Below are 13,631 nucleotides of genomic sequence, written 5' to 3' on the forward strand. Positions count from 1 at the left end.
TGCTTCCTTGATTGAATTACTTGTAAACAGGGAACTGCTTACAAAGCGCTTTCACTTGCTCGCGAACACGTGCAATGACGCTTTCGTCAGTAATGTTATCCAATACATCACAAATCCAATTCGCAACTTGCTCTGCTTCGGCTTGCTTAAAACCACGGCGGGTAATCGCCGGTGTGCCTAAGCGCAAACCTGAAGTTACAAATGGTGAACGTGGATCATTGGGTACTGAGTTTTTGTTCACCGTAATGAACGCCTGCCCCAATGCTGCATCGGCATCTTTGCCGGTGATATCTTTGTCGATTAAATCAACCAGGAACAAATGATTTTTAGTGCCACCAGACACGATCTTGTAACCGCGTTTCTGCATCACTTTTACCATGGTATTGGCGTTGTCCAACACTTGTTGCTGGTACGCTTTAAACTCTGGTTCCATGGCTTCTTTGAAGGCAACAGCCTTCGCCGCAATCACATGACATAACGGACCGCCCTGGCTACCAGGGAATACACCGCCATTTAATTTTTTATGTAAATCTGGATCATCTTTGCCTGACAAAATCAGACCACTGCGCGGGCCAGCCAAAGTTTTGTGCGTTGTGGTGGTTACTACATCCGCGAATGGAACTGGGTTCGGGTACAAGCCTGCAGCGACCAAACCAGCAACGTGGGCCATATCCACTAATAAATAGGCACCCACTTCATCGGCAATTTCACGAAACTTCGACCAGTCAATCACACCTGAATACGCAGAAAAACCAGCAACGATCAGTTTCGGTTTATGCTCCAACGCCAATTTGCGAACTTCAGCATAATCAATCTCACCGGTTGATTCGTCCAGACCATATTGCACAGCGTTGTACAATTTGCCTGAGAAATTCACGTGCGAACCGTGCGTTAAGTGGCCACCATGCGCCAGACTCATACCCAGTACCGTATCGCCGGCGTTTAATAACGCCAAAAATACTGCTGAATTAGCCTGTGAACCAGCATGCGGCTGAACGTTGGCATATTTTGCACCAAATAGTTGCTTGGCGCGCTCAATGGCTAAATCTTCAACCACATCAACGTACTCACAACCGCCGTAATAGCGCTTATGCGGATACCCTTCGGCATATTTATTGGTCAGCTGAGACCCTTGTGCTTCTAGCACGCGTGGGCTGGTGTAGTTCTCTGAAGCGATCAATTCAATGTGCTCTTCTTGGCGCTGAACTTCGCCAGTCATTGCCTGCCATAACTCTGCATCGTATTCGGCAATATTCATCTCATGTTTCAACATCGGGGCTCCTAACTTCACGGGCTGTCTGAGCGACAGTATAAGAACGAGAAATTTATGGCGCCTAGTTTACCAATATACTTGGGTTAGCGCCAACTTAAGGGTTAAAATAGCCGCTGAAGATTATCGCTAAGAAATATCGCCTCAAAAAGGAACGCATGCTGCTATGGCACAATATATTTATTCTATGTCGCGGGTCAGCAAAGTTGTCCCGCCAAAGAAAACTATTTTAAAAGACATCTCGTTGTCGTTTTTCCCAGGCGCAAAAATTGGTGTGTTGGGTTTAAACGGTGCCGGTAAATCAACGCTATTACGCATTATGGCTGGCGTGGATAAAGAATACGAAGGTGAAGCTCGCCCGCTAGCGGGTATTGAGATTGGTTATCTGCCACAAGAACCTCAGTTAGATGAAGATAAAACTGTGCGGGAAACCGTTGAAGAAGCGGTTGCTGACGTAAAGGATGCGTTGGCCCAACTTGACCAGGTTTATGCCGCCTATGCGGAAGAAGATGCTGACTTTGATGCTTTAGCCAAAAAACAAGGTCAACTCGAAGCGATTATTCAAGCCAAAGACGGTCATAACATCGAGAATATGCTCGAGCGTGCTGCCGATTCGCTACGTTTGCCGCCTTGGGACGCCAAAATAAAGGTTCTTTCAGGTGGCGAGCGTCGCCGTGTGGCTATCTGTCGGTTGCTATTGAGCAAGCCCGACATGTTGTTACTCGATGAGCCAACCAACCATTTGGATGCTGAATCTGTTGCTTGGTTAGAGCGCTTCTTACACGACTACGAAGGTACTGTTGTGGCCATTACCCACGACCGTTACTTCCTTGATAATGTTGCTGGCTGGATACTTGAGCTTGACCGCGGCTATGGTATTCCATGGGAAGGCAATTACTCGTCTTGGTTGGAACAAAAAGAGAAGCGTCTCGAGCAAGAAGAAAAGCAAGAAAATGCGCGGCAACGCAGCATCAAGCAAGAGCTTGAATGGGTTCGTCAAAATCCCAAAGGCCGCCAAGCGAAAAGCAAAGCACGTATGGCTCGGTTTGAAGAGCTACAAAGTGGCGATTACCAGAAGCGTAATGAAACCAATGAGCTGTTTATTCCACCAGGCCCACGTCTCGGCGACAAGGTGCTGGAAGTCAATCATTTGAAAAAGGCCTATGACGGCCGTGTATTAATTGATGATTTAACCTTTAGTGTGCCTAAGGGCGCTATCGTCGGTATTATCGGCCCGAACGGTGCCGGTAAATCAACATTGTTCCGAATGATTACCGCTAAAGAACAACCGGACTCAGGTACCGTTGAGCTCGGTGATACTGTGCAGCTAGCCAGTGTTGATCAGTTCCGTGATGACATGGACGACAAGAAGACTGTGTGGCAAGAAGTTTCTGATGGACAAGATATCTTGCGTATTGGCAACTTCGAAATCAACAGCCGCGCTTATGTCGGCCGTTTTAATTTCCGCGGTAACGATCAACAGAAGCACATTGGTGAACTATCTGGTGGTGAGCGTAACCGTGTGCATCTCGCTAAACTGGTGAAAGCCGGTGGTAACTTGTTACTGCTCGATGAACCGACCAATGACCTCGACGTTGAAACGCTGCGCGCGCTTGAAGAAGCCCTACTGGAGTTTCCAGGCTCAGCCATGGTTATCTCGCACGACCGTTGGTTCCTCGATAGGGTGGCAACACATATTCTTGATTACCGCGATGAAGGCCAGATTAACTTCTACGAAGGTAACTACACCGACTACGAAGAGTACATGAAGAAAACTCATGGCGAACAGGCGATGGAGCCGCATCGCACACGTTACAAGCCGATTGGTGTTTAATTCTTTAAGTGAACACTAAAAAGGGGCTGAATCAGCCCCTTTTTATTTGTCCCAGTGTTGCCTACGCTTTGAAAAACTTACGCTTTTCAATAACGCCAGGGGCAAATTGGTCAACCCCGATAGCAGCAATACGCAGCTGCTCGGTCTTCTTAAAGGCTTTGGCTTCTTCTGCGTTGATCACCTCAGCTTTTTGGGCTGCTTTGACTAACGCATCGCCGCTTAAGTCTTCGGCAATATCACCGCGTTTCACAGCTTTTCGAATACGCTTATAGATATCGGCGTGTTCTTTCATTGCCAAAAACGCCAGTTCCATGTGACCAGTCATGTCTTTTGGATCATCTTTCCAGAAGCACAAGAAAGTATGGCGATCACGCGTTAAACCCGGCTCCATCATACTTTCCGCAATCGCTTGCAGGTTGTCGTCACTTGGTTTGTGGAAATGAATGCCCAACGGGAAAATCGCAAGGCGCAATGTCCAAGCCACAAAGCGATTGGAGAAGTTCGCAAAAAAACCTTTGAACGCTTCGCCAATTTCGTACAAATGATGTTCCAGAGCATACTGAATAAATGGTAAGTCACCGGTTTGACGGCCGTCATCTTCATAACGTTTCAGTACCGCAGACGCCATATATAAATGACTCAGCACATCACCCAAACGCGCTGACAGCATTTCGCGGCGCTTCAAGTCACCGCCCATCACCAGCATCGCCATATCGGCGGTCATGGCTAAGGCACGGCTCATGCGGGTTAATTGTTGATAATAACGCGCAGTCGGTCCGCTCATTGGGCTCGAATTAAAGCGCGCACCCGTAAGGCCCATGAATAAGCTGCCAAAGAAGTTACTGGCTGCAAAGCCTATGTGTTTCAACAGCAGCCCGTCAAAGTCATGCAAGCCACGCTCTTCGTCCGGATTCGCCGCTGCTTCCATTTCCGCCAACACATAGGGGTGACAGCGTGTTGCGCCTTGCCCGAAAATCATCAGGTTACGGGTTAGAATATTGGCGCCTTCCACCGTAATTGATACTGGGGTAGCCATGTAACCATGCCCCAGGTAATTGCGCGGCCCCAGCTGAATGCCCTTACCCGCATGAACGTCCATGGCAGCTTCCATTACCTGGCGCCCCATTTCTGTCATGTGGTACTTGGTCATGGCCGTGATTACCGATGGGCTTTTGCCTTCGCACAATGCGGTAACGGTAAGGCGACGCATGGACTCAAGAATATAGTTCGTACCACCAATCTTACCCATTGCTGCTTGAACGCCTTCAAACTTACCAATTGGCAAACCAAACTGCTGGCGTACATACGCATAAGCACCTGTCATGCGCTCGGTAACGTGGCCGGTTGCGGTTGCTAACGCAGGTAAGCTAATACCACGACCTGCTGATAGGCATTCCATTAACATCCGCCAGCCTTTACCGGCATAGTCTTGCCCACCAATAATCCAGTCAAGTGGAATAAATACGTCTTTACCGTACGTGGTACCGTTCATGAACGCTTGCCCTAACGGCAAATGGCGTTCGCCGGTTTCAACACCTTCGTGGCTGGTGGGAATCAATGCACAGGTAATGCCGATGTCTTTTTGATCACCCAACAACCCGTCTGGATCGTACATTTTAAACGCCAAACCTAATACGGTCGCTACCGGAGCTAATGTAATATAACGCTTGCTCCAGTTTAATCGCAGGCCTAATACTTCTTTGCCTTCAAACTCACCTTTACACACCACGCCAGTATCAGGAATTGCGCCAGCATCAGAACCCGCTTCAGGCCCCGTTAAAGCAAAACATGGAATGTCTGTACCATCGGCCAACCGTGGCAACCAATAATCTTTTTGTTCTTTGGTGCCGTAGTGCGTGAGTAACTCGCCCGGCCCCAAAGAATTGGGAACCATGACTGACACCGCAACGCTGATTGAGCGCGTTGCAATGCGTGAAACGATATGGGAATTCGCCGCCGGTGAAAAATCCAGGCCGCCAAACTCTTTGCCAATAATCATCGCAAAAAACTTCTCTTTGCGAATGTAGTCCCATACTTTTTTCGGCAAATCGGTATCTTGTTGAACAATTTTGAAGTCATCCAACATACCCAGCAAGGTTTCTAGCTGGTTATCAATAAACTTTTGCTCATCTTCGGTGAACTGAGGTGCCTTGGTTTGATGAAATTCGTGCCAATTGGGACGGCCACTGAATAAGTCAGCATCCCACCAGGTATCTCCGGCTTGCATGGCTTCACGTTCGGTTGGTGATAATGGCGGTAAAACGCGTTTAAAAAACGCAAATGCCGGACGTGTAATCAAACTGCGGCGGATATCTGGAACCGCAAACAACAGCACTACCACAACCACTAAAAGAATAATAATTTCCATTTCACAACACCTTTGTTACTGGGTACAACGTGCAAAAAATGACACTGCTACAAGCATAGTCGATTATCGCGATGGCGCATCCACGCCACCCGCCAAGAATGGAATTAACCTATCAATCATCTGGTCCGCTGCAATGGCTTCACCGAAGTCTGCCGCCGCTATTTCACGTAAAGCTGGCCCGGAAACCTGAGCGAAAACGGTCGCGCCCAATACAAAGTGCAACCGCCAAAACATATCCACCGGACTAAGGTTCGGATTGGCCACATGCAAGGCCGCGAGTAAGTTCTGCATCACATCGCCAAAATGGTCCATGGTGTAGCGACGCAAATGCCCCTGAATGTCTGCATACGCAAAGCCAAGTAAACTTAGAAATATCGTTGGCCCATGCTTACGCACATGGCGTAATTCATTCAATGGATTACGAAAACAATCAAAAACATCACGCGTGGTAATTTGCGTTTTTTGCGACAGGCCATCGAGTTCTTTATTGAGTGCTGGCATGAGCACCTCAAGATAACGGGCCATAACGGCTTGTATCAGCGCTTTTTTGGAACCAAAATGATAATTAACAGAAGCTAGGTTTACTTCTGCATCAGCAGTTATTTGACGCAACGAGGTTTGCTCAAAGCCATGCTCCGCAAACAAAGCCTCTGCCGCATTCAATATTTTATCTTTGGTGGTAATTCGTTTTGACATACCAATCACGCTCACTTTTCACGCACGCACACGTTTAGAACGTGCATTTTAAACATGCGTTTTAATTTAAAGCATGTGATACGGAAGCGCAAGCAAAGAAAAAGGCGCTCGCTGAGCGCCTTAAATTGAACTGGTATCTAATTCTGGAAAGGCTTTAACCATCTCATCAACAGCTTTCATCTGCTGCAAATAAGCTTCTAACTTATTCAGTGGCAATGCGCAGGGGCCATCACATTTCGCTTGTTCCGGGTCTGGATGCGCTTCAATGAATAGTCCAGCTAAACCCAACGCCATGCCTGAGCGCGCTAATACTGCAGCTTGCGCACGACGGCCATCAGCCGAGTCTGCGCGGCCACCCGGCCGTTGCAATGCATGGGTTGCATCAAATATCACTGGCGCCATGTGCTTCATGTCGTCCATACCCAGCATATCAACCACTAAATTGTTGTAACCAAAACAACTGCCGCGCTCACACAAAATAACCTTGTGGTTCCCCGCTTCACCAAATTTCTTGATGATATGGCGCATTTCGTGCGGTGCTAAAAACTGTGGTTTTTTTACGTTAATCACGGCACCGGTTTCTGCCATCGCCACAACCAAATCGGTTTGGCGCGCCAAAAATGCGGGTAACTGAATAATATCAGCAACTTCCGCAACCGGCTTCGCTTGATACGGCTCGTGTACATCAGTGATCACTGGCACATTAAAGGTGCGCTTTATCTCGGAAAAAATTTCTAAACCTTTATCCAGACCAGGTCCGCGATACGAATGAATGGACGACCGGTTTGCTTTGTCAAAGCTTGCTTTGAACACATATGGAATGCCCAAACGGGTGGTAACTTCAACATAGTGCTCAGCAATACGCATGGCTAAGTCACGCGACTCCAGCACATTCATACCGCCAAACAAAACAAACGGCAAGTGGTTACCCACTTGCACATCGCCTACCTTAATCACTTGCGTATTAATCACGTTGTTGTCCTTTCAATTATCCTGCGGCGATGACGCGCAAGATTTGCCCACAAATATAGGCCATATAAGTACCGAGTGCATAACCAAATACAGCCAAGAGCACGCCAACTGGCGCCAACGATGGGTGAAATGCCGAAGCAACCACAGGCGCTGAAGCAGCACCACCAACATTGGCTTGGCTACCAATAGCCATATAGAACACAGGAGCCTTCAGCAACCGCGCCACAATCAACATTAAACTGGCGTGGATGATCATCCAAATCGCGCCAATTAAGAAGTATTTAGGCACGTCGACAATGGCGGTAACATCCATATGCAAACCAATGGTTGCGACCAGGATATAAACAAACATTGAGCCGTATTTTGAAGCGCCAACGCCTTCTAACTGCCGCACACGCGTGAACGACAACGCCACACCAACGGTTGTTGCAATAACGATTAACCAGAAGAACTTCTTGTCCAAACTAAAATCTTTAAGTGCAGGCACATTATCGCCAATAAATGGTGCGATAACATCAGCACCCCAATGCGCTAACCCTGTTACGCCAAAGGCCACCGCCACAATGAACATCAAATCAGGCAGTTTCGATTCACGGCGATGTTCCGCTTCATAATGCTCCATGCGCTCTTTTATCGCTTCAATCGCGCTGGTGTCCGCACCAATGCGCTTGTCGATAGCCTTATGATTCGCTGCCATGTAGAGCAGCACCGCCATCCATAAGTTCGCAACAATAATATCTACAGTAACCATGGCCGAGAAAATTTCACCGCCAACTTCATACACTTCTTTCATAGCTGCCTGGTTTGCGCCACCGCCAATCCAGCTACCGGCAATGGTTGTCATACCGCGCCATACGGCGTCTGGGCCTGCGCCACCTAACATTTCCGGGAAGATTACACTCACCAATAGCAGCGCAATAGGCCCGCCAATAACGATACCGACCGTACCTGTTAAAAATAGAATCAGCAGTTTTGGACCAAGCCGAAAAATCGCTTTTAAGTCTAAGCTTAACGTGAGCAATACCAGACAAGCTGGCAGCAAGTAATCCATAACCAGCGGATAAATCGCGGTATTGGCACCATCAACAATACCAAAGGTATTCAATAACGACGGAATGAAGTAACACAGCAGCAGTGCTGGCACCCATTTGTAGAATTTTTGCCAAAACGAACTCGAACTTGATTGGGTATAGAAGATCAAACCAAGAATGGCAGCAAGCAAGCCAAAAATGATACCGTCATTGGTGATCAATGCAGTGTTTTCCACAGGAACCCCTTGTTTTTAATTTTTTTTAGTGAAGGACGTGCTGGGGGGCCGCCCACGTTTCTAATTGCAAGCGCAACATTTGTGCACTTGGGTCATCTGGGCATTGTTCGACAAAATACTGGTAGTCGTCAACAGCAGCTTGTTTGCAGTCAAGTTCTTCAAGCACGTAACCACGGTCACGAATCTCGTACGGGTCATCGGGCATAATCGCCAGTAACATATGCACTACGGTCAATGCATTCGCAAATTCTTGATCATGAATCATGGCGTGCTTTAATTCAGTTAGATAGCGTACCAGAACGGTCTTTTGATCGGCTGCTTCAAACATATCCCACGAGAATTCGAGTACATCATCGGTAACATCTTCAAAGCGTTCTTGCACTTGTTTGTCTTCCAGTAATTCACCGTGCAGCGGATCAACAAAGTAGCTTTCTTGTTCATGATCAAAGCGCAACAATGGATAACCTGGAAAGTCGACCAATTCTAACTGAATACCGGCATAAGCCGCTGTTTCTTGAAGTAAAAGCGCCAAGCTAATCGGCAAACCGGTACGATAGCTAATGACACGGTCAAGCAGAATGCGTTGCGCCCCAACCACAGGCTCGGGCGCATCACTAAACCCTAATTCAAAATAAAAATCCTGAATCACGGCTTGCAGTTTATCCATACCGTCAAGGTTCTCATGACGCTCAGCCATTTCACGAATAAGCTGATAATAATCACTAACGTACTGGTCACTGTCCGAATGAAAGGTGCGACTTATTTCCCACACAATTTCAATGGTAGGTAACATTTCGTGAGCGATATGTTCTAAGTATGAAAAACGCATAAACCCCTAAAATATAAACTGCGTTATTCGTTATTCGATCGGTCGCTTTCGCTTCCTGTTCGTTACTCGAATAACGAATAACGATTAACGAATAACGCTTTTGCTTTAAATAAGTGCTTGCTTACTGAAGGCGATGTGTAGCAGGAACATAATCCAGCTTAACGCCCCAATAAAGCCGACATAACGTAACCAACTCACACTGGCTTTCATTGCGACAAGACCAAACAAAATATAACCGACTAAGCCGATAACTTTATTGATCAACCATGGAGTTTCCCAAGGCCACATTTGCCAATGAATGAGCATACCCATAATAGTCAGCAACAAGCCTGTATCAATGATGTGTGGGACTATTTTGACCCACTTTTGGCGACTAATGTTGGCACCAATGCTCACCCAAAAAAATCGAAGCATGAATAATACCACACTTATGGCTACAAAAGTGACATGGAGGTGTTTTAAGGCTACAAATGACATCAAAAACGTCCTTTTTAATCGTTATTATCGGTTAAACGTTGATACGCGGCAGCAATTTGCTGACGCAACTGAGGTTGGTGTTCTAACAACCAATTTTGGTAAAAGCTTAATTCATGTTCCAGCGCATCACGCTGATCAGCAACCCGGATAATATCGCGATACGATCGCAACGACGACATCACACAGGTAAATAATTTTTGCGCGGTAAGCTCAGTCTTCGCTTTGTAATCATTAATATCATAATTAATGACCACCGAGCGTTCCGGTGCCTGGCCGGGTTGGCCAGTACGCAACACAATACGGCTGGTGCGGTTGCCAGCGGTTTCACGAATATAGCGCGCCACTTGTAAGCCGGCATCATCGGTGTCCATCACCACGTCGAGTAAAACAATGGCAATCTCTGGATTTTCATCAACCATTTGCTGGGCTTCCTGACGTGAATAGGCGCTGAGAAAATTCAGCCCACGGCCCTCGAACACCAAATCCATTAACGCCAATCGAGTCACAGCGTGCACTTCGCGTTCGTCATCAACGATTAATATCTTCCAACCTGCTTCTGTCGTTTGATCACGCGTTTCATCATCGCTGTCATGTTCGTCGGCAAAGATAAAATTGTTATCCATCAGTTGCTCTCCATTGCCCCACAGTTATGCGTTCAAGATTAGCATAATCGCGCACGCTGTTAACGGCTTCGAACTTATACGATGCCATTAAGCCGCGAACCGCTGCCGCTTGATTCCATCCATGTTCTACCAGCAGCCAGCCATCGGCACGCAAAAATGCCCCCGCCTGACTAATGATGTGTTCAATGTCTGCAAGGCCTTGGTTATCAGCCACTAGTGCACTGCGAGGCTCAAAACGCACGTCGCCTTGCTGTAAGTGCGGGTCGGCAGCATCTATATAGGGTGGATTAGAGACAATCACATCAAATTTATCATTCGCCGACAAGCCGCTGAACCAGTCACTTACCAGGCAGTTTATTGACAACTGCAATGCACTAGCATTGGTTTGTGCGAGTTCAACCGCAGCCGGTGATTTGTCCACCGCTGTGATGCGCCAATGCGGCTTGCTCGATTTCAAGGCCAGTGCTATTGCGCCAGTACCGGTGCCAAGATCAAGCACTTGTGCATCATCGGCAAGGCCCAAGGCTAAGGTGTGTTCAACTAAAATTTCAGTATCTGGCCGTGGAATCAGGGTGCTATCGTTCACGCGTAATGGCAGCGACCAGAACTCGCGCTCGCCCACCAAATGGGCCACTGGTGTGCCCTGTTGACGCTTGGCTAACAGCTGTTCAAACTGCTGAATTTGCGCAGCAGTTAACTGACGCTCCGGCCAAGTGAATAAATAAATACGTTCACGCTGCAGACAAAAAGCGAGTAATACTTCGGCATCAAGTTTGGCCGACTCACTATGGCTCAGTGCTCGGGTTGCGGTGGCGAGTGCATCAGCTATGCTAACCGGCGCTTGCATGGTGATCATTGATTCTCAGACAATGCTGCCAATAAGTCGGCCTGATGTTCTTGAACAATTGCATCTAAAATCAAATCAAGTGAACCGGCGAGCACTTCATCCAAACGATATAACGTTAAGTTGATGCGGTGGTCGCTGACCCGGCCCTGCGGGTAATTATACGTGCGAATTCGCTCCGAACGGTCACCACTACCGACCAAACTGCGGCGCGTTGTTTGTTCTTCTAACCGACGCTTTTCGTCCTCGGCTTGTTGAATACGGGCCTGCAATACAGACATAGCCTTGGCGCGGTTCTTATGCTGAGAGCGTTCGTCCTGGCACTCCACCACAAACCCTGTCGGAATGTGGGTAATTCGAATGGCGGAATCAGTTCGGTTAACGTGCTGACCACCGGCACCGGATGCGCGATAGGTATCAACCCGCAAATCAGCCGGGTTGATTTCGATGGCTTCCGCTTCGGGTATCTCTGGCAACACGGCCACAGTGCAGGCTGATGTATGCACACGCCCCTGCGATTCTGTTTCGGGTACCCGTTGCACGCGGTGGCCCCCAGATTCAAACTTTAATCGGCCATAAGCGCCATCGCCGGACACGTGCGCAATGACTTCTTTGTAACCACCATGCTCACCTTCGCTTGCGCTCACAATACTAACTTTCCAGCCGTGCTGCTCACCGTAACGGCTATACATACGGAATAAATCACCCGCAAATATGGCGGCTTCATCGCCACCTGCTCCAGCGCGTATCTCGAGATAACAAGGACGATCATCGTTTGGATCTTTCGGCAGCAGCAAAACCTGCAGTTCTTGCTCAAGCTGTTCTTGCTTCGCTTGCGCTTCGTCTAATTCTGCTTTGGCCATTTCACGCATTTCTGCGTCGTCTTCTTGCATCATTTCGTTAGCGGCGGCTTCGTCAGCTTGCGCCTGCTGATAGCTCGTAAAACATTTTACCAGTTCTTCGAGTTGCGAATATTCGCGCGACAACCCACGAAACTTATCTTGATCGCTAATGACACCAGGATCACTCAATAAGTGCTGAACTTCTTCATAACGTTCTAATAAAGCTTCTAGTTTTCGAATAATCGAAGGATTCATCATGCGGTGAGGACCTTACTCGTCATCTGCTATTAATCGTTGAAATACTGCCAAGGTTTCGTAATCACCGGCAGCCCCAGCTTCACGCATCATTTGCGTTGGCTGATGTAAAAATTGTTTGGTCAGTCGTTGCGCCAATTCATTCATGACGTCTTCTGGATCTTTTCCCGCAGCAAGTTGATTGCGAGCACGTTGTAACTGCTCATCGCTCATGCACTGAGTACGTTGGCGAAAGTCACGAATCACATCAACATGGTCTAACTGTCGCAGCCACGCAGTAAAGGCTTGGCTGTGTTCACTGATGATAACTTTGGCTTCTGCTGCGGCTTCTTCGCGGTTACGAAGGTTCTCAGTGATAATGCCCTGCAAATCATCAACGGTGTACAAGTAAGCATCATTGAGTTCGTTAACTTGTTCTTCGATATCACGCGGCACCGCTAAATCAATCAACAACATGGGCTGTCGCCGACGTATTTTCAAAGCCGATTCAATCAAGCCCTTGCCGATAATTGGCAACGGACTGGCCGTAGAGCTGATCACAATATCAGCTTGTGGTAACAGCTCAGGCAGCTCACCTAAGGTGTGCGCTTGCCCCGCAAATTTATCTGCCACAGCACTTGCTCGTGCCAGTGTTCTGTTAGCCACCATCAATTGCTTCACGCCATGTTCAGTTAAATGCTGCGCCACCAATTCGGCAGTGTCTCCCGCACCAACTAACAACACACTGGATTGCGGAAGCTCTGAAAAAATTTGACGTGCAAGATTTACTGCCGCGTAAGCCACTGAAACGGCATTTTCACCCACTTTGGTTTCATTACGCACCGTTTTTGCGACGCGAAAGGTGTTTTGAAACAAACGCTCGAGCACGGTGCCGACACTGGCTTGATTACGCGCAAACTGATACGCCTGCTTCACTTGCCCCAAAATTTGCGGCTCACCCAACACCAACGAGTCCAGCCCGCTGGCAACAGCCATTAAATGCTCAATGGCTGCGTTGTCTTCGTAGATGTAACAATGCTCACGCAATTGCTCTAGTGGTAAGCGATGGTAGCCGGCTAACCAACCGATCAGCATGTCTATTGAAGTTGCGCCTTGGCAATAAAGTTCGGTGCGGTTGCACGTTGACAGAATGACCGCTTCAGCCACGCCTGTTTGCTCACGTAGCGCTGGCAACGCCTGATGCAACTGCTCAGGCGAAAAGGCGACTTGCTCCCGTAATGCCACGGAAGCTGTTTTATGGTTAACACCAAGTGCGAAAATGGTCATAATAGCAAAAAATTGCGAGCCTCTGGCTACTGCTAAACGCTGGCAATTGTACGTGAAAGCCCGCATGATGAAAAGCACACGAAGAGGG

12 protein-coding genes are annotated in these 13,631 nt (G+C 48.0%); 1 reads left to right on the forward strand and 11 read right to left on the reverse strand.

What is annotated here, in order from left to right; genetic code table 11:
• Positions 1-16: 16 nt before the first annotated feature.
• Entirely contained in the window at positions 17-1,273 is a 1,257-nt protein-coding gene (gene glyA, locus ACN0UN_RS02590; RefSeq protein WP_417658588.1) for a serine hydroxymethyltransferase, read from the reverse strand.
• 163 nt (positions 1,274-1,436) lie between these two features.
• Here glyA and ettA point away from each other — a divergent pair, with 163 nt between their 5' ends.
• Entirely contained in the window at positions 1,437-3,104 is a 1,668-nt protein-coding gene (gene ettA / locus ACN0UN_RS02595) for an energy-dependent translational throttle protein EttA (RefSeq protein WP_417658589.1), read from the forward strand.
• Between the two features lie 61 nt (positions 3,105-3,165).
• On the opposite strand, the gene ACN0UN_RS02600 is transcribed toward ettA, so the two are convergent.
• The 10 genes from ACN0UN_RS02600 to hemA form a co-directional block, all read right to left on the reverse strand.
• Complete coding sequence (locus ACN0UN_RS02600) at positions 3,166-5,472, reverse strand: acyl-CoA dehydrogenase (protein WP_417658590.1); 2,307 nt, start codon at positions 5,470-5,472, stop codon at positions 3,166-3,168.
• A 63-nt stretch (positions 5,473-5,535) separates the two neighbouring features.
• Positions 5,536-6,168, reverse strand: a complete 633-nt coding sequence (locus tag ACN0UN_RS02605; protein ID WP_417658591.1) for a TetR/AcrR family transcriptional regulator — start codon at positions 6,166-6,168, stop codon at positions 5,536-5,538.
• A 120-nt stretch (positions 6,169-6,288) separates the two neighbouring features.
• Positions 6,289-7,137 carry a 3-deoxy-8-phosphooctulonate synthase gene (gene kdsA / locus ACN0UN_RS02610; RefSeq protein WP_417658647.1) on the reverse strand — a complete coding sequence of 283 codons (849 nt, stop codon included), beginning with the start codon at positions 7,135-7,137 and terminating at the stop codon, positions 6,289-6,291.
• A gap of 19 nt (positions 7,138-7,156) precedes the next feature.
• Positions 7,157-8,407, reverse strand: a complete 1,251-nt coding sequence (locus ACN0UN_RS02615) for a DUF819 domain-containing protein (protein WP_417658592.1) — start codon at positions 8,405-8,407, stop codon at positions 7,157-7,159.
• 25 nt (positions 8,408-8,432) lie between these two features.
• Positions 8,433-9,236: a SirB1 family protein gene (locus tag ACN0UN_RS02620; RefSeq protein WP_417658593.1), complete on the reverse strand. Its 804-nt coding sequence runs from the start codon at positions 9,234-9,236 to the stop codon at positions 8,433-8,435.
• A 105-nt stretch (positions 9,237-9,341) separates the two neighbouring features.
• Positions 9,342-9,713, reverse strand: coding sequence for a SirB2 family protein (locus ACN0UN_RS02625; protein ID WP_417658594.1), 372 nt, complete (start codon positions 9,711-9,713; stop codon positions 9,342-9,344).
• Between the two features lie 14 nt (positions 9,714-9,727).
• Positions 9,728-10,336: a response regulator gene (locus ACN0UN_RS02630; RefSeq protein ID WP_417658595.1), complete on the reverse strand. Its 609-nt coding sequence runs from the start codon at positions 10,334-10,336 to the stop codon at positions 9,728-9,730.
• On the reverse strand, positions 10,329-11,183 hold the full coding sequence (prmC, locus tag ACN0UN_RS02635; protein WP_417658648.1) for a peptide chain release factor N(5)-glutamine methyltransferase: 855 nt from the start codon (positions 11,181-11,183) through the stop codon (positions 10,329-10,331). Before prmC ends, ACN0UN_RS02630 begins: the two co-directional genes overlap by 8 nt.
• 5 nt (positions 11,184-11,188) lie before the next feature.
• A complete protein-coding gene (gene prfA / locus ACN0UN_RS02640; protein WP_417658649.1) occupies positions 11,189-12,277 on the reverse strand; it encodes a peptide chain release factor 1 in 1,089 nt (362 codons plus the stop codon).
• Between the two features lie 15 nt (positions 12,278-12,292).
• A complete protein-coding gene (gene hemA / locus ACN0UN_RS02645; RefSeq protein WP_417658596.1) occupies positions 12,293-13,543 on the reverse strand; it encodes a glutamyl-tRNA reductase in 1,251 nt (416 codons plus the stop codon).
• Between the last annotated feature and the right edge of the window lie 88 nt (positions 13,544-13,631).

The sequence above is a fragment of the Pseudidiomarina sp. genome (genome assembly GCF_048267825.1).
Lineage (GTDB): Bacteria > Pseudomonadota > Gammaproteobacteria > Enterobacterales > Alteromonadaceae > Pseudidiomarina.

What these genes read in the sequence shown, in the direction of transcription:
- glyA (WP_417658588.1), bottom strand. Translation starts at nt 1,273, where the DNA reads ATGTTGAAACATGAGATGAATATTGCCGAATACGATGCAGAGTTATGG.
- ettA (WP_417658589.1), top strand. Translation starts at nt 1,437, where the DNA reads ATGGCACAATATATTTATTCTATGTCGCGGGTCAGCAAAGTTGTCCCG.
- ACN0UN_RS02600 (WP_417658590.1), bottom strand. Translation starts at nt 5,472, where the DNA reads ATGGAAATTATTATTCTTTTAGTGGTTGTGGTAGTGCTGTTGTTTGCG.
- ACN0UN_RS02605 (WP_417658591.1), bottom strand. Translation starts at nt 6,168, where the DNA reads ATGTCAAAACGAATTACCACCAAAGATAAAATATTGAATGCGGCAGAG.
- ACN0UN_RS02620 (WP_417658593.1), bottom strand. Translation starts at nt 9,236, where the DNA reads ATGCGTTTTTCATACTTAGAACATATCGCTCACGAAATGTTACCTACC.
- ACN0UN_RS02625 (WP_417658594.1), bottom strand. Translation starts at nt 9,713, where the DNA reads ATGTCATTTGTAGCCTTAAAACACCTCCATGTCACTTTTGTAGCCATA.
- ACN0UN_RS02630 (WP_417658595.1), bottom strand. Translation starts at nt 10,336, where the DNA reads ATGGATAACAATTTTATCTTTGCCGACGAACATGACAGCGATGATGAA.
- prmC (WP_417658648.1), bottom strand. Translation starts at nt 11,183, where the DNA reads ATGCAAGCGCCGGTTAGCATAGCTGATGCACTCGCCACCGCAACCCGA.
- prfA (WP_417658649.1), bottom strand. Translation starts at nt 12,277, where the DNA reads ATGAATCCTTCGATTATTCGAAAACTAGAAGCTTTATTAGAACGTTAT.
- hemA (WP_417658596.1), bottom strand. Translation starts at nt 13,543, where the DNA reads ATGACCATTTTCGCACTTGGTGTTAACCATAAAACAGCTTCCGTGGCA.